Origin of the sequence: Flavobacterium branchiicola (assembly GCF_018383905.1) — a bacterium.
Taxonomy (GTDB): Bacteria; Bacteroidota; Bacteroidia; order Flavobacteriales; family Flavobacteriaceae; genus Flavobacterium; species Flavobacterium branchiicola.
Map to the genome: position 1 here is coordinate 24,696 of NZ_JAGYWA010000014.1, position 16,438 is coordinate 41,133.

A 16,438-nucleotide genomic window follows, 5' to 3' on the forward strand; every position below is an offset into this window, starting at 1 on the left:
TATTCCCTTTAAAACTTACATATCCTATGATAAAGAAAAACTATTTAATATTTCTTTTTTTGCTATTTACAACGTTATGCTCTTACTCTCAAAATCACATAACGCAAAACGGCCTAAAAACGAGCGTTATTAACAATTTAATTGCACCCGATACGCAGGCAAAAAGATATGAAATAGCTTCTATAGGTTACAACTCACATCACTGGCAAGCTGGAGGACTTCTTATCATAGAATTATTTCAGATCTCTTATGGAACCGGATATGAAAAGTACATTCTTGAAAACGGATTTTTTCAGGGTGCAAATTCAGGTTCTCCCGCTATTAAACTTGTAGAATCGCAAGGTATATTTCACTCTGGAAAAATAGTACTAGGAACCCCAACTGACTTAACTACAAGTATAGGAGATAAAGTAAATAGGGAATTGCCTATTTTATTTGATGTAAGATATTATGCCAACTATCTTATAAAAATAACTTATTTACAGGAAAAAGTAGATGTTATAACCGGCCCTAATCAGGTTAAAATAAATCAAACTCCTGTAGGAATTAATATCCCAGACTTTTCAGTTACTAATGCTTTAAATACTAATTTAACGATTACTGGAATTGGCAATCATTATATACAAAACGGTAATGTGGGTATTGGAACTACAAGCCCAAAAAACAAACTAGATGTAAATGGTACAATACGTTCTAAAGAAGTTAAAGTAACATTAGATAATTGGTCTGATTTTGTTTTTAAAAAAGAATATAATCTGCCAACACTGGAACAAGTTGAAAAACACATAACAGAAAAAGGACATTTAGAGAATATCCCAAGTGAAGAAGAAGTTTTAAAAAATGGAATTAACCTGGGAGAGATAAATGCTAAGCTTTTACAAAAAATAGAAGAGCTCACTTTGTACATGATCGAAATGAAAAAAGAGAATGAAAAACAAGATAAAAAAATAAAGTCACTAGAAAATAAATTACAAAAGTAAAACCAATGATAAAAAAATCAGTTTTATTATATTTTATAGTATTATCACTTCCGTTTTTTACACATGCACAAGTTACTCTAGTAACAGAAGAATACAAAATCATAAATATTGGCGATAACAACAAAGGAGATTATACTCGTAATTTAATTTTATTACACGAAATCTATAATGGTACTTTAATAGAAATGAACAATGCAGTAGGAACCATTACTGCTTTTAGAGGTAGTTCTGCAGGCTATAATAGAATAAACATTGTAGAAGTTAACACATCATCAGCCTATTCCAACATCAATGGAGCAATTAGAACAAATGATAACTATTCTAACTGGTCCTTAAAAACATGTATCTATAGCGGAAAAAAATATCTAGCTGTAGATGTCCCTTACAGTCCTGCTTACCATAATGTAGGTTATCGATTTGCAGGCTGGACAAAATCTACTGGAGAAAATATGAAATCAGTAAATTATGAAATAAACGGTCAGCCCGTTAATACTGATATTCTGTCAAATATTCAAGACTTTGCTCCCAATATGGATGAAACTCATCAGGTAAATAATTTTCTGGTTTTAGCTAACAATGTTGGTATTGGGACTACGAACCCAACCTCAAAACTCACCGTTGCAGGAAACATTGCTTCACGCGAAGTAAAAGTAAGCGTAGATGCAGGTGCAGATTTTGTATTTGATAAAGATTATAATTTACCTTCCTTAGAATCTGTAGATAAATTTGTGAAAGAAAATAAACATTTACCTGAAATTGCTTCAGCAGAAGAAATGAAGAAAGAGGGAATCAATTTATCTGAAATGAACATTAAGCTTTTACAAAAAATAGAGGAAATGACTTTATATATGATTGAGCAAAATCAGAAAATCAAAAATCTGGAGAAAAAAGTTGAAACTCTTACCTCCGAAAAATAAAAAAATCTATGAAAAAAATATTGTCCTTAAGTGTATTAATTATTTTATTTACTACAAAAATTGCAGCTGCGCATACTAATAAAAACGCTTTAATATATACAACAGAATATGAAACCAGTGTCACTTTTCCGGCAGGATATTCAATTGGTGATTATGTTGAATTTTTAAGAGTCGATCCAATATCTGCTGGTGCAAGCGGCTATTATCAGATATCTATAAGTTACACCAGAGGAAATGTAGCATCCGCCGCTACACATATAGCATCTATCAGTCACTCAAATCCGGCACTATGGAGAGAAACAGGTCGTGTAAATAACAATCCGTATACTGGTGTAGGAACCAATTTTACAATAGATTGTAATACTCAATCCACTAATCCTCGTTTTAGAATTAGAGCCATAAATACTTTAGGTATAAACACACCAATAACAGCTTATATAAAAGTTACCTCTATAAACCAGAATGGAACTTTTACAGCGTTGAATTCAACTGGTAATGATCTAACCACTACACAATTCCTGCCAATGACATCTGATTGGGATTTATATGTTGGTAACGTTTTTACCCCAAATGGCACCTCTCTTGCAATAAAAGCTATTCAAAATGGAAATGTGGGTATTGGAACTGCAAATCCTACTTCAAAACTCACCGTTGCAGGAAACATTGCTTCACGCGAAGTAAAAGTAAGCGTAGATGCAGGCGCTGATTTTGTTTTTGATAAAGATTATAATTTACCTTCCTTAGAATCTGTGGATAAATTCATTAAAGAAAATAAACATCTTCCAGAAATTGCTTCTGCAAATGAAATGAAGAAAGACGGAATGAATTTATCTGAAATGAATATTAAGCTATTACAGAAAATAGAAGAGTTGACCTTGTATATGATTGAGCAGAAAAAAAACAGTAATACACAAGAGAATAAAATAGAAAAGTTATACAGCCAGATTGAATTATTAAAGAAGGAAAATGACACTTTTAAATCTCTTTTTAATGGATTACCACATATTGAACAAAAATAAAATTAAATGAAAAAAACAATACTTTTTACCTTACATCTATTTTGTTCAGTGATTTACGGCCAAACTTTCAATGGTGACTTAGGAGCTAATAGCTTAAAATGGAGTACTGAACAAAAAGATTTCAATAGTCTTCCAAGAGCTGGAATAACTCCAATGTCTATAAAATTATGGAATAATTATAATGGGGTGAATGCCCCATCACAATATGGCTCATTATTAGAATTATATGGAATGGCAGATCATCTAGTATCTCAATTATATTTTAAAGCTACTTGGGAGGGCGGACAAATTATGTACAGAAGTGCATTTTATGGTGATAGCACCTGGAATGATTGGCGCAATCTTTTAGACTCGAAAAGTGATGTTGAAACTTCTGGAAATTTACAGATTAAAGGAAGTAGTAATAGTTATATCTCGAATGCAAATGTAGGTATTGGTACTGCAAGTCCAAATTCGAGGCTATCAATTAAAGTGGGAACAAAAGGTGTAAGCATTCATCCTGGCACCCCCGGATCTCACTCTTACTATGGCACAATTGCTTTTAATAGAGAAAGTGCTACTGGTGAAATATTTGATAACAATGCTTATGCTTTTCAAATTAATAATGGAAATAATGATTATGATAAAAATCTTCATTTTCAAATTTACAACACGTCTGGAGGTTTAGTAAGTAATAATGCTTTGGTAATAAATGGAGTTAGTGGAAATGTCGGGATTGGAACATCTAATGCAACTTCGATGCTTACAGTGGCAGGAAATATAGCTTCACGCGAAGTAAAAGTAAGTGTAGATGCCGGTGCAGATTTTGTATTTAATAAAGATTATGATTTACCCTCCTTAGAATCTATAGATAATTTCATAAAAGAAAATAAACATTTACCTGAAATTGCTTCAGCTGAAGAAATGAAGAAGGATGGGATCAATTTATCTGAAATGAATATTAAGCTTTTGCAGAAAATAGAAGAGCTTACCCTTTATATGATTGAGCAGAATAACCAATTAAAAGCACAAAACGATCAAATTAACTTACAAAACCAGGAAATCCAGTTATTAAAAAAATCAAAATAATTTAAACAATGACAATTCATAAAAATATAATTGCAGTACTATTTTTCTTTATATCTTTTACCGTTATAGCACAAACAAACGCAGATTTAAATGGTATAAAATCAACTGTTATTGGCCCATTATCTGCAAATGCTGAGCAGGCAAAAAGATATGAAATCGTATCAATAGGTTATAACTCTTATCATTGGCAAGCAGGGGGTTTAGTTATGATAGAATTGTATAGTGAGTATTTTGCGACCGGATACGAAAAATATATTTTAGAGATTGGCTCCGGACAAGGTACAACCACGACATCACCTGTACTTAAATTAACAGAATCATACGGATTAATTCATTCTGGTAAAATCGTATTAGGAACTCCAGCAGATTTATCTACAAGCACCGGTGGATATATAAATAAAAAATTATCTATTTATTTTGATGTAAGATACTACGCCCGTTATAGGATTAAAATTACTTACCTACAGCAAAAAGTAGATACCCTAACAGATTTAAATCAAATTAAAATTGATGACAATCCTATTGCAACAAACATTAGTGATTTTTCTGCCTCAAATGCTTTAAGTACTAGTTTAAATATTACAGGAAATGGCGATCACTACATACAAAACGGTAATGTTGGTATTGGCACTACAAATCCTAAAAATAAACTGGATGTAAAAGGAACTATACGGTCTCAAGAAGTAAAAGTTTCTGTCGAAAACTGGTCAGATTTTGTCTTTAAAAAAGAATATAATCTGCCAACATTAGAACAAGTTGAAAAACATATTACTGAAAAAGGCCATTTAGAAAATATTCCTAATGAAGAAGAAGTCTTAAAAAATGGAATCAATGTGGGAGAAATGAATGCAAAGCTTTTGCAGAAAATTGAGGAATTGACCTTGTATATGATTGAGATGAAAAAGGAGAATGAAAAGCAAAATAAAAAGCAGAATGAAGAAATAGAGAGGCTTCAAACTAAATTAATTTCTAAATAAAACTAAAATGAGAATCAAAATAAATTTTATAATAGTTTCTATTTTAATTACTTCGTTTTTATCTGCACAACAAATTGGCGATGGTCGTTCTTTGGAAATTAATAATTTTTCTACTCCATTAAGATCTGGTATATATCAAGGGTATCTGCCTAACGGAATGAATCCTGACCAAATATTTGGATGGCAACATTTGTTTGTGATAAGACACTCAAATGATACTAATAATTATCAACTGCAATTATCATCATCATATTCACAAAATGACCGTTTATTTTTTAGAAAAATTGCTGGTGCTCTTGAATCAAATAACCCGGATTGGATTGAGTTAGCATCAAGAGGAACTAATACCTTTACAGGAAACCAAATTATCACTGGAAATGTAGGGATAGGAACAGTATCACCAAATTCGCGATTAGATTTGGGAAAAGGTTACGGAATTAATGGCGCAAAATTCCTTATATATAACGACGATGCAACTTCTGAATTATCGGGAACTAAATGTGGTTTCTATATGGACAATTTTACACCTAATAATCTGAATTTAGTTTTTCCAGAATCAGAAAACTTTCCGGGATTATTCACAATTAGCGCAAAAAACACATCTGGAACAAATTTAACTCCTTATTTTTCAATTGCTGGGATGAGTGGCAACATAGGTATTGGAGTATCAAATCCAAAAAATAAACTGGACGTAAAAGGAACTGTACATGCTCAGGAAGTAAAAGTCGATATGTTTGGCTGGTCAGATTTTGTATTCAAAAAAGAATACAATTTACCAACACTGGAACAAGTTGAAAAACATATTACTGAAAAAGGTCATTTGGAAAATATTCCAAGCGAAGAAGAGGTGTTAAAAAACGGAATAAATCTGGGAGAGATGAATGCTAAGCTTTTGCAGAAAATAGAAGAATTGACCTTGTATATGATTGAGATGAAAAAGGAGAATGAGAATATGAAAAAAGATATTTTAAACTTGAAGCAAAATAAATAAGAATGAAAAAAACAATAATCATAATATCGCTTGTTACATTTTTTGTCAATCACAATCTTTCTGCTCAAGCAGCATCTTCACTTACTATAAGTGATACACGAAATATAAATGATCTACCAAATTCTATTACAAATAGCATCAAAGCCGATTTTAAACAAAGAGAACTTATCGGGGTACCTGGCTCAGGAATTTACTGCACAAACTTGACTTTTTCTCCATGGTCCGACAATACTGGAGGCAAAAACCATCAACTTAATTTAAATGATGGTGGACTATTTTACAGAAATGCCTACCGCAATGATCCTAAATGGGGAAATTGGCGACAAATATTAATGACTAATGAAAATGGTAGTATCGGACTTGGCACAACCGCAACTGGAAGTCACAAACTAGCTGTAGAAGGTTCTATTGGCGCAAGAGAAATTAAAGTTCAACTAACAACCTGGTCTGATTTTGTATTTAAAAGAAATTACAATTTACCAACATTAGAACAAGTCGAAAAACATATTACTGAAAAAGGCCATTTAGAAAATATTCCTAATGAAGAAGAAGTCTTAAAAAACGGAATAAATCTGGGAGAGATGAATGTTAAACTGCTTCAGAAAATTGAAGAACTGACTTTGTATCTTATAGCTCAAAACAAACGCCTGGATAAAATTGAAAAAGAGAATGAAGAATTAAAAAAAGAAATGTCTTTATCCAAAAAATAATAAAATGAAGAAAAAAAATATAGTGGTTTTAGTGGTGTTTTTAATCGGTCAGGCTGCAAAATCGCAAGGAATTGTAACATCGGCTGATAATAGCGTAAATGCAATTTTTGCATCGTCAGGTACTATCCCTAAAGCGGATGCTGGTACTGCAACATGGTCGGCAACAAACGCATATTGGGCGGCTCCTCTTATTTATAGAGCAAGAAGATTTCCTGATAATGCTTCAGGAGCTTTTCCTTTTAATAATTATGGAGAATTAATGATTCAGGGAACGTCGCACGGCGTTGATTATAATAAAGGAATTAGTTTTTTGACCTGGGACGGTTCTGGTTTGTCACCCGAAATTAGAATGAGAATTACGCCTACTGGAAAAATTGGTATTGGTACAGTAAATCCTTCTGCTGATCTGGATATAGTGAGCCCTGCTTTTGTAGGAGCAGAAGCATTATTAGAATTAAGTATTAGTGATGCGTCTAAGGATTATTTAAAAATTGCTAATGGTACTCTTACAAGTGGACAATTTATACCAACTATAACAGGTTATCATACGAGTGATAATAGGGCGGCTCTGTATTTAACAGGAACTATTGATGTTACTAGTGATAATGGGTCTAATCCAATCACAATCTTTGATGCCAGAACTATGGATGCGGCTGTGATTACAAGACCTCTTTTCGGCTGGGATTCTTACGGGGCCAGAAAAATGACTTTAAATTCAAACGGAAGTTTAGGTATTGGTACTGTAACAACAGGTGTACATAAACTCGCGGTGGAAGGCTCTATAGGTGCCAGGGAAATAAAGGTGCAGGCAACTGGCTGGTCAGATTTTGTATTCAAAAAAGAATACAATTTACCAACACTCGAACAAGTTGAAAAACATATTACTGAAAAAGGTCATTTAGAGAATATCCCAAGCGAAGAGGAAGTAGTAAAAAATGGAATAAATCTGGGAGAAATGAATGCTAAGCTTTTGCAGAAAATCGAGGAATTGACACTATACTCTATTCAGCAAAATAAAAAAATAATTGAAATGGAAAAGCGTTTGAAAAAAGTTGAATCAAAATCAAAATAAATGGAAATTAAAAAACTATTGCTTACAATAATTTTAGGCTTATTTATTGTTGCTAATGTCATTGGACAAAGCCTAAATCCCACTTTCAATATTTCTGCTGCTGGTTCGGCAGAAACTTTTAAAGGTGGGTATACATTTGCGTATACAACTTCAGGAACACCTTGGAATGGATCATTGATTAGTTATGGAGGCTTTGCATATAATAATTATGATACGCAAATAAGTTCAGATTATGGGCCTAATGGCGGAAATCATATTTCTTATAGAACCAGAAATGGTGATAACAATACTTGGAATCCTTGGAATGAATTAGCAATCAGAGGAACTAATACTTTTACAGGAAATCAAATCATAAATGGATTTGTAGGAATAGGAACAAACGCACCAGAAACCTTGTTAAATGTTAATATCGGTTCTGGAGGTTTAGATGGTATTGCCGGGATAAGAGTAGGTGGACTGTCAAACTATTCAAGTTTGGAATTAGGAATCGATGGTGATTATGATGGAATGATAAGAAGCTTTGGTAATAATATAAATTATTACGCAGGACACTGGAAAACTAAAGGTATTCCTGCTACTGAAGATCATAGCCACAATTGGTATACTTCAAAAAAAGGTTCAACTGATTGGTCTTCAGTAAAAATGACATTGAATAGTGATGGCAATTTAGGAATTGGAACAATTAACCCAAAAAATAAATTGGATGTAAAAGGAACTGTACACGCTCAGGAAGTAAAGGTAGATATGAAGGATTGGTCTGATTTTGTATTCAAAAAGGAATATATTCTGCCAACACTTGCAGAAGTTGAAAAACATATCACTGAAAAAGGTCATTTGAAAAATATTCCTAATGAAGAAGAAGTGCTGAAAAACGGAATAAATCTGGGAGAAATGAATGCTAAACTTTTACAGAAAATCGAGGAATTGACACTATACTCTATTCAGCAAAATAAAAAAATTGAAGAACAATCAAAAGAAATAGAATTATTAAAAAATTTAGCTTTGAGAATTACAAAGATAGAGGATGAATTAAAACAGAAATAATAATTAAATGAAGAATAAAAAAAACATCTATATTTTAATGCCTCTTGTTCTATTAGTTTGGGGTGCAGTTTTGTTTCAAATTTTTTCATTCACCAGCACTGATGCACCATTAACAACAAGTAATCCGGAATTTAGTTTTAAACCTCTTAAGATTAACAAACGGGAAACCTTTGCAATAAACACAGACTATAGAGATCCTTTTCTGGGAAAGATGTATGCGCCGGAGGCAAATTTAAAAACTAAAGCAACACCAGCTAAAACAGCGAAAATTGTTAAGCAGCCTGAAACATTAATTTGGCCAAATATCATATACAAAGGCTTGATTTCTGACTCGAAAGAGAAAAATAAAATTTACATGCTCATAATAGACAGCAAAAATTACTATATGAAAATTGGTGATACCGAAAATGACGTATTTCTAAAATCAGGTGATAAAGAGTCTATATATGTCAAGTACAAAGGAAACCTTAATATTATAATGCTTCAGGATTGAAACTAAAACTAAAAATTAAGTCTGGCGCTTTACAATTTACAGTTTTCATTTCTGTATTGATTGCTTTGCTTTTAGCGGGGCTCATTTTGTATGCCTATACTTTTCTATATATGAAAGAGCAATCAAAAGGAGCCATCGAAAATATTCAAATAGCCGATATTGGAATTCAATCTCTTTTAGAACAAAAAGAAATAAATACGGATACGCTTCAAACTGATTTCCTTAAAAAAGAAAATCAAATTATAAAAACCCATCTGTCTCAATGGGGTATATTCCAAAAAGGCATTACTATAACACAATTTCGCAAAAAGAAGTTTACCAAAACTGCAATAATTGGTTCTGTATTACTAGCAGATAAATCCCCTACTCTTTACGTTCAGGAAACGCATAATGCCTTGACTCTTGTTGGAAACACGAAAATTCAGGGTATTGCCTATTTACCAACTCAAGGGGTTAACTCAGGGTATATCGCGGGAAATAGTTACTACGGTTCTCAATTAATTTATGGTAAAAGTGAAAAAAGTACTTCTGAACTTCCTAAACTTGAAAAAACAACTCTTGATGGTATAAATTTTTACCTTAAAGAATTTAAAATTGATCATCAGGAAGATTATATCAATTTAAATTCTGGAACAAAAATTACAAATTCTTTCAAAGAAAAAACAAAAGGCTTTTATACTGGAAATGCCATTACATTAGAAAATATTATAATTTCCGGCAATATCATTATTAAATCTGAAACAGCGATCAGAGTCAAAAGAAATGCTTTATTAAATGATCTTATTCTAATTGCTCCAATAATCGAAATTGAAGACGAAACTACAGGAAATTTTCAGGCTATTGCCTCAAAAAAAATAATATTAGGCAAAAAATGCAATCTTAACTATCCTTCTGCTTTAGTATTATTTCAGGACAATAAAAATATACCCTCAGATAATTATAATTCCGGTGATTTATCAGATAATAAAATCTTTATCGATACTGGCTCCAACTTTAGAGGTAGTGTGACATACCTGCAAACTAAGGAAACTTCAGATTTTCAAACTCAAATTATATTAGAAAAAGATTCCAGGATCAAAGGCCAGGTATACTGCAATGGAAATTTTGAAATAAAAGGAACAGTTTCAGGCTCTGTCTATACCAAACAATTTATAGCCAATCAGGCGGGGTCAATTTTTGTGAATCATATATACAATGCTATTATTGAAAATGAAAATATTCCGCAGCTATATGGCGGTATACTATTTGAACAACAACCTAAAACAGTTATAAAATGGTTATACTAAAAAAAATAAAGTCAGCGACTTTAATTGAAGCGGTTGTAGCCACAGTATTGATTGTTATCATCTTTATAATAGCAAGTCTAATACTTAATAATTTAGTTTTAAATACTTTTTCTAAAAATACTCATGCAGTCGAAACCAGAATAAACGAACTGGAATACGAGGTACAAAACAATGCTATAAAACTACCGTATCAAGAAGATTTTAAGGACTGGAATATTACTATCGCTTATGAAACCATTTTAACAAAAAAAATCATTTCAGTGGTAGCGGTAAATCGTGTTTCAAAGAAAGAATTCACAAAACAACAGGTAATATGGCAGCAGGAAAAATAAAATCTTTTACATTGTCAGAGCTGCTTATAGTTATGATTATAACAGCTATCGTAGTTGGCATGGCATTTAGTGTTTTAAGAATTGTTCAAAAACAAATTCATACCATTCAAAATAATTTTGAAAAAAGCAGTACGCTGGCACTTTTTGAACAGAAACTCTGGCAGGATTTTAACGAACCTCATGAAATAATCTATGATCGCACCAAACAAATAGTAATAATGACCTCCGACATTGATACTGTAACCTATTCTTTTCAGGAAAAATTCAGTATGAGAAACCGGGATACTATTAAATTAAAAATTACACCTGGGCGAGCCTTTTTTGGAGGAAAAGAAATAAACTCCGGATCTATCGATGCTTTATCCCTATTTGCAGAAACCGAATTGCCCGATTATCAAATTTTTGTTTCAAAAAAAAATGACTTAACCACACTTATGAATCAGGAAAATGGCTTTTAAAATAGAAAATACCCCAAACAAAAAAACTAATCAGCCAAAAAGCACAAATAGTATAGAAACACTCCTAAAAAAAGAAATCACGCTTTTTGGGGATAGTTTTAATAACAAAAAGAAACAGGCATTTTATATGGAACTAGCTGTTTTACTAAAAGCTGGTGTTAGTTTTAAAGAAGGTTTATCTTTAATCATTGAATCACTAAAAAAAAGTGCTGATAAAAATTTAATTCAGAATATCCTGAATGACGTTGTTAACGGAAAACCATTTTCAGATGCGCTTCGGGTTTCAAAATCGTTTACAGAATATGAGTATTATTCTATTCAGATAGGTGAAGAGACCGGAACAACTGCACAGGTTTGTCACGAACTTGGACATTTTTTTGAACGCAAAAATGAACAAAAAAGAATCATAATTGCAGCACTTACCTACCCTTCTATCGTATTAAGTACCGCAGTTTTGGTCGTCATTTTTATGTTGAGCTATGTAGTCCCAATGTTTCAGGATATTTTTAAGCAAAATCATATGGAACTGCCTCTTTTAACGCAGTTTATTGTAAAATTATCTGTTTGGACCAAAACCTACGGATTTTACTTTTTTCTAGCCATCATTGCTTTCGTATTCTCAACACAGTTTTTTAAGGATAATCTTAAATACAAAAGGGCCCTGCACTACTTTTTAGTCAAAATTCCTATTCTGGGGGCTTTTATGACTAAGGTTTATCTTGCGCAATTTACTCAGGCAGTAACACTGCTTACAACTGCAAAAGTTCCTTTATTAAACAGTATACAAATGGTAAAAAAAATGATTCAGTTTGTACCGCTTCAAGAAGCACTGGAACAAGTTGAAATCAGCATTCTAAAGGGAAACAGTTTGAGTTCCAGTTTAAAAAACACTCCTTTATTCGACAACCGAATTATATCATTGGTAAAAGTTGCAGAAGAAACCAACCAAACCGAATACGTTTTTAAACAACTCAGCGAGCAATACAATCAGGAAGTTGTACAACAGTCTAAAGTAATGACAACCGTTTTAGAACCCTTTATTATACTTTTTGTCGGCGTTTTGGTTGCGGTATTACTGGTGGCGATGTATTTACCAATGTTTCAGCTTAGTAGTGCGATTGGGTAAAGTCTATATACAAACAATTTTAAAAGAATCTACTTATATTTTATATTAACCCATATTTTCTAAAAAAAATCAATAATTACTTTATGCTAAAAACTTTAAACTCAAAATTAATGCTGTATCTGTTGGTAGTAATTCCATCTGCAGTTTTTTCTCAGGTAACAAAAGATTTACCAAACTATTTCCCGGTAAGCCCTAATGCTGCTTCCTTTGCAAAACAAGGCTTGTATCCTGTTGATTATTCGACAGGAAAACTAAATATCAGTATCCCAATATACACTATCAAAACCAAAGAACTTACTGTCCCAATTTCTGTAAGTTATAATACCTCCGGAATACAACTAAACGAAACAGCTTCATGGGTTGGTCTTGGCTGGAATTTAAACGCAGGCGGAGCAATTGTAAGAAATACAAAAGGAATGCCAGATACACTCTTAGGTAGTATTAATTGGTCTATTCCAGAATTATCAGCTAGTTTTGCTTTTACTCAAGAAAATTATAAGGCATTATTTAAAATGCAAAAAGGAGAAAAGGATACTGCTCCTGATGAGTATGTTGTTAATGCTCCGGGATTATCAGGTTCATTCTATTTTGACCAGAATGACTCCGCTAAAGCCTATTTTAGAGACTTTCAGAATACTAAAGTTAGAATCATTTCTAATACTGAAATTGAAATCACTAAAGATGATGGAACAATCTACAAATTTGGAAAAAACCTGCAAGGTGTTGAAGTTTTGGAAATAACCTCAAATCCATCGGAGTTAGTTCAATCTTGGGGACTTACTTTTATTTCTGCATGGTCTCTGACAGAAATAATTTCACCAAACGGAAAAGAAATAATTTCATTTACATACAAATCTATTGATAGTGTAGATTATCCAGTAATAACAAGTGAAAGCGTAGATTTTGATAGCCCAACAAACCCTGTAATTCGGCCAAATTATCCTTTAGGCAATGGTTACCTTGCTCCGATCAAAAAACAGTTTTTACAAACTATTACTTTCCCTAACGGAAAAATTGATTTTATATCAACTCTTGACCGACAGGACCTGGTAGATGACTATAAATTAAATGCTATAGAAGTTAACTCAGTATTAAACAATCAGGTCACTCTGGTTCAAAAATCTAGTTTTAATTATGACTATTATTCCCGAAGTGGTGGTGGAGCCTTTTCAGGAAGCTATACTGATCCTTTAGGCAACAATGCAAAAGTGCAAAGCAGTAAAGCCTATGCCTTGAGGTTAAAAGAAATTGTAAACAATAAAACAAATACAAAATATAGTTTTCAGTATAATTCTTCTCCTATACTAAGAAGAGGAACTACAAGTCAGGATTATTGGGGATATATGAATGGTAACACCGGGACATTAATACCACAGACCTCAATGTCAATCGAGCACAGCACTATGCCTACTATTGATGTAACTTTTGGTAACGGAAATAGATCTGGGGATGAAAATATTATGAAATCAGGAATTCTTGAGAGAATTACTTACCCTGAGGGTGGTTATTCAGTCTTTGAATATGAACCACATAGATATGTAAAAAACATAACATCTACCACAACAGATAATAAATCGTTTACTGTAAGAGCAGATGGAACTGGGGGTACCTGTACAACCCATTATGGTGAAGGTACCGTCGTAGTAGGACCTAATTATATACAAGGTAGTGGTAAAATATCATATTACTTTTCTTCAGCTAAAAATGAAAACGGTCCTAATTCTTATGTTCAATATGGTAATGCACAGTGGGGATATACAACTATACCCAGACTTACTTATGATTCAAATTTGCAACAATACCCTACTTCATCAGGAACAATTAATAATATAAATGTTTCAGGGCTTGTTTTGAAAGCAGCAGATTACAGAAGTGGTGTTACGGGACCTAGTGGTTGTCCTTTTTTAAATATTACGGCATCTTGGAAAGAACTGACAGGAACTATAGTTACACCAACTACAATATTTGTAGGTGGACTAAGAATAAAATCAATTAACAATTATTTGCCTGGAGCCTCTTTACCAGAAACTCAAAAACAATATGTTTATGAGCAGGAAAATCTAATTAATCAGGAAGGAATGGGAACCTACAAAAGAAAAATAATCTCAGTCCAAAATCAAAGTATAGTGAGGCCAATCTGTTCTTCTTCGACTATTTACAACAATAATATTGGTGGCGGACCCAGTATGACTTATGGTAAGGTGACTGAAATAGATATAAATAAAGATACCACTATAAAAAATGGAAAAATAGAGTATTATTATGAAAATATTCCGGCATATAGAGAAATCGATTTTTTTCCAACGATATTCAAACATCCACAATATAATGATACGTCCACACAATTTTCGAATGGTTTAGTTCCTTTTGCATCAAAGATCTCCGATTTTGCTTATTATAAAAATGATTTATGGAACTATGGATCTCTTTTAAATACCAAATACTATAAAAATGATACACCAACCACTTTCAAAATGGTTAAAAGTGTTACCAATACTTATCAGAAACTAGTTGAGAAAAAGATGCCAAATAATGTGGTCTTTAATATTTACGATGCACCATACGATTTCGGTGCTGTTTTTCCAACAACGCCCTATAATCAGGGTGGTGATTTTTATAGTTATCAATTTTTCTTTTTCACAGGAAGTGTTTCATTTGGCAAAAAAGTATTAACAAATACTATAGAAACCGATTATGATGCTAATGAAATACCTACTACTCAAAAAACAACTACCTACGCTTACGAAAACCCTGCTCATTATCAGCTAACAAAAACCGAGATTACAAACAGCAAAAAAGAAGTTTTAAGAACCCAATTGAGTTATCCCCAAGACTTAGTTTCAACTGGTCAGACTACTGAGATGCAAAAACTGATAGCCCAAAATAAAATTGACAAACCTGTAAAAACAGAGACTTTTGTAAATAATGTACAAACTTCTGAATCTATGACAAAATACGAAGAAAGTGCTGTAACAGGAAATGTTCTTTTACCTAAAGAAATTCATTCCTCAAAAGGACTGGTAGAAACGTTTCCATTTAATGATGCGAACCGTAAAATAAACTTTACTTTATACGACACAGATTTAATTAATGGAACTACAGTCGGGAATGGAAATGTATTAGAATATTCTCTTGAAAATGGTATCCCTGTGGCTATTATCTGGGGCTACAATAAAACCCAACCAATTGCCAAAATTGAAAATGCAACTTACAGTCAGGTTGCTTCTACAGTGGCAAATTTGCAAAATATTTCCAATACAGGAAATGAAGCTTCTTTATTAACTGCCCTTAACTCTTTGAGAACATCATTTCCTAATGCGATGGTAACAACTTATACTTATCTGCCACTTGTAGGGGTAAGTACCATTACAGATCCAAAAGGAGATAAAATTATATACACTTATGATCCTGCTGGCAGACTTGAATTTGTAAAAGACAAAGACGAAAATATCCTTTCAGAGAACCAGTACAACTACAAACAATAAACCAGAAGCAGCATGAAAAAACTAATCAAAATCCTTTTGGTTTTATGTCCTGTATTGGCTATTGGCCAGACACAAACCCAGAACTATATCAATACCGTTACCTACAAAAAAGCAAGTTTGGTAAAAATAACGACGCCTAGTATTTTGCAGGCCTCTCAGAACATCACTTACTTTGACGGACTGGGAAGACCCATTCAGCAAATTGCCGGTCAGCAGTCAAATTCGGGCAAGGATATCATCACCCATATCAAATACGATGGGTTTGGAAGACAGACCCAGGAATATCTTCCTTTTAAGGCAGAAACCTCCACGATGACATTTGATCCTGCAGCCGAGGCGAATGTTACCTCCTACTATGGCAGTCCTAATCCCGCTTTAAACGGAAATCCTGCCCTGGAGGCCACTAGCTATCCCTACAGCAAAAAAGAACTCGAAGCCTCCCCTCTTAACCGTGTCCTTAAACAGGCAGCACCGGGAAAT

General features: G+C 32.9%; 16 protein-coding genes. All 16 read left to right on the forward strand.

Annotated features, from left to right (window positions below):
- Positions 1 to 26 precede the first annotated feature (26 nt).
- Positions 27 to 980, forward strand: coding sequence for a hypothetical protein (locus tag KHA98_RS22310; protein WP_213260208.1), 954 nt, complete (start codon positions 27 to 29; stop codon positions 978 to 980).
- A 5-nt stretch (positions 981 to 985) separates the two neighbouring features.
- Positions 986 to 1,897 carry a hypothetical protein gene (locus KHA98_RS22315; protein ID WP_213260209.1) on the forward strand — a complete coding sequence of 304 codons (912 nt, stop codon included), beginning with the start codon at positions 986 to 988 and terminating at the stop codon, positions 1,895 to 1,897.
- A gap of 8 nt (positions 1,898 to 1,905) precedes the next feature.
- Positions 1,906 to 2,916 carry a hypothetical protein gene (locus KHA98_RS22320; RefSeq protein ID WP_213260210.1) on the forward strand — a complete coding sequence of 337 codons (1,011 nt, stop codon included), beginning with the start codon at positions 1,906 to 1,908 and terminating at the stop codon, positions 2,914 to 2,916.
- A 6-nt stretch (positions 2,917 to 2,922) separates the two neighbouring features.
- A complete protein-coding gene (locus KHA98_RS22325; RefSeq protein ID WP_213260211.1) occupies positions 2,923 to 3,984 on the forward strand; it encodes a hypothetical protein in 1,062 nt (353 codons plus the stop codon).
- Positions 3,985 to 3,992: 8 nt separating this feature from the next.
- Entirely contained in the window at positions 3,993 to 4,961 is a 969-nt protein-coding gene (locus tag KHA98_RS22330) for a hypothetical protein (RefSeq protein WP_213260212.1), read from the forward strand.
- 7 nt (positions 4,962 to 4,968) lie between these two features.
- On the forward strand, positions 4,969 to 5,952 hold the full coding sequence (locus KHA98_RS22335) for a hypothetical protein (RefSeq protein ID WP_213260213.1): 984 nt from the start codon (positions 4,969 to 4,971) through the stop codon (positions 5,950 to 5,952).
- 2 nt (positions 5,953 to 5,954) lie between these two features.
- Positions 5,955 to 6,662 carry a hypothetical protein gene (locus tag KHA98_RS22340; protein WP_246522494.1) on the forward strand — a complete coding sequence of 236 codons (708 nt, stop codon included), beginning with the start codon at positions 5,955 to 5,957 and terminating at the stop codon, positions 6,660 to 6,662.
- Positions 6,663 to 6,666: 4 nt separating this feature from the next.
- The gene (locus KHA98_RS22345) at positions 6,667 to 7,734 is read left to right on the forward strand and encodes a hypothetical protein (RefSeq protein WP_213260214.1); all 1,068 of its coding nucleotides are present in this window, start codon (positions 6,667 to 6,669) and stop codon (positions 7,732 to 7,734) included.
- Positions 7,735 to 8,778, forward strand: coding sequence for a hypothetical protein (locus KHA98_RS22350; RefSeq protein ID WP_246522496.1), 1,044 nt, complete (start codon positions 7,735 to 7,737; stop codon positions 8,776 to 8,778).
- A 7-nt stretch (positions 8,779 to 8,785) separates the two neighbouring features.
- Positions 8,786 to 9,271 carry a hypothetical protein gene (locus tag KHA98_RS22355; RefSeq protein WP_213260215.1) on the forward strand — a complete coding sequence of 162 codons (486 nt, stop codon included), beginning with the start codon at positions 8,786 to 8,788 and terminating at the stop codon, positions 9,269 to 9,271.
- Positions 9,268 to 10,557 (forward strand): hypothetical protein, encoded by a 1,290-nt coding sequence (locus KHA98_RS22360; RefSeq protein ID WP_213260216.1) that lies wholly within the window; start codon positions 9,268 to 9,270, stop codon positions 10,555 to 10,557. The genes KHA98_RS22355 and KHA98_RS22360 overlap by 4 nt, the downstream gene beginning before the upstream one ends.
- Positions 10,545 to 10,889, forward strand: a complete 345-nt coding sequence (locus KHA98_RS22365; protein ID WP_213260217.1) for a hypothetical protein — start codon at positions 10,545 to 10,547, stop codon at positions 10,887 to 10,889. The genes KHA98_RS22360 and KHA98_RS22365 overlap by 13 nt, the downstream gene beginning before the upstream one ends.
- The gene (locus tag KHA98_RS22370; protein ID WP_213260218.1) at positions 10,871 to 11,347 is read left to right on the forward strand and encodes a PulJ/GspJ family protein; all 477 of its coding nucleotides are present in this window, start codon (positions 10,871 to 10,873) and stop codon (positions 11,345 to 11,347) included. The genes KHA98_RS22365 and KHA98_RS22370 overlap by 19 nt, the downstream gene beginning before the upstream one ends.
- Entirely contained in the window at positions 11,337 to 12,473 is a 1,137-nt protein-coding gene (locus tag KHA98_RS22375) for a type II secretion system F family protein (RefSeq protein WP_213260219.1), read from the forward strand. Before KHA98_RS22370 ends, KHA98_RS22375 begins: the two co-directional genes overlap by 11 nt.
- 83 nt (positions 12,474 to 12,556) lie before the next feature.
- Positions 12,557 to 15,958, forward strand: a complete 3,402-nt coding sequence (locus KHA98_RS22380; protein ID WP_213260220.1) for an RHS repeat domain-containing protein — start codon at positions 12,557 to 12,559, stop codon at positions 15,956 to 15,958.
- Between the two features lie 12 nt (positions 15,959 to 15,970).
- On the forward strand, positions 15,971 to 16,438 hold a 468-nt coding region (locus tag KHA98_RS22385), incomplete at its 3' end, for a DUF6443 domain-containing protein (RefSeq protein ID WP_246522497.1).

Bases quoted from the DNA above. Each gene is read 5' to 3' on its own strand.
- KHA98_RS22310 (WP_213260208.1), top strand. From the start codon at position 27: ATGATAAAGAAAAACTATTTAATATTTCTTTTTTTGCTATTTACAACG.
- KHA98_RS22315 (WP_213260209.1), top strand. From the start codon at position 986: ATGATAAAAAAATCAGTTTTATTATATTTTATAGTATTATCACTTCCG.
- KHA98_RS22320 (WP_213260210.1), top strand. From the start codon at position 1,906: ATGAAAAAAATATTGTCCTTAAGTGTATTAATTATTTTATTTACTACA.
- KHA98_RS22325 (WP_213260211.1), top strand. From the start codon at position 2,923: ATGAAAAAAACAATACTTTTTACCTTACATCTATTTTGTTCAGTGATT.
- KHA98_RS22330 (WP_213260212.1), top strand. From the start codon at position 3,993: ATGACAATTCATAAAAATATAATTGCAGTACTATTTTTCTTTATATCT.
- KHA98_RS22335 (WP_213260213.1), top strand. From the start codon at position 4,969: ATGAGAATCAAAATAAATTTTATAATAGTTTCTATTTTAATTACTTCG.
- KHA98_RS22340 (WP_246522494.1), top strand. From the start codon at position 5,955: ATGAAAAAAACAATAATCATAATATCGCTTGTTACATTTTTTGTCAAT.
- KHA98_RS22345 (WP_213260214.1), top strand. From the start codon at position 6,667: ATGAAGAAAAAAAATATAGTGGTTTTAGTGGTGTTTTTAATCGGTCAG.
- KHA98_RS22350 (WP_246522496.1), top strand. From the start codon at position 7,735: ATGGAAATTAAAAAACTATTGCTTACAATAATTTTAGGCTTATTTATT.
- KHA98_RS22355 (WP_213260215.1), top strand. From the start codon at position 8,786: ATGAAGAATAAAAAAAACATCTATATTTTAATGCCTCTTGTTCTATTA.
- KHA98_RS22365 (WP_213260217.1), top strand. From the start codon at position 10,545: ATGGTTATACTAAAAAAAATAAAGTCAGCGACTTTAATTGAAGCGGTT.
- KHA98_RS22370 (WP_213260218.1), top strand. From the start codon at position 10,871: ATGGCAGCAGGAAAAATAAAATCTTTTACATTGTCAGAGCTGCTTATA.
- KHA98_RS22375 (WP_213260219.1), top strand. From the start codon at position 11,337: ATGGCTTTTAAAATAGAAAATACCCCAAACAAAAAAACTAATCAGCCA.
- KHA98_RS22380 (WP_213260220.1), top strand. From the start codon at position 12,557: ATGCTAAAAACTTTAAACTCAAAATTAATGCTGTATCTGTTGGTAGTA.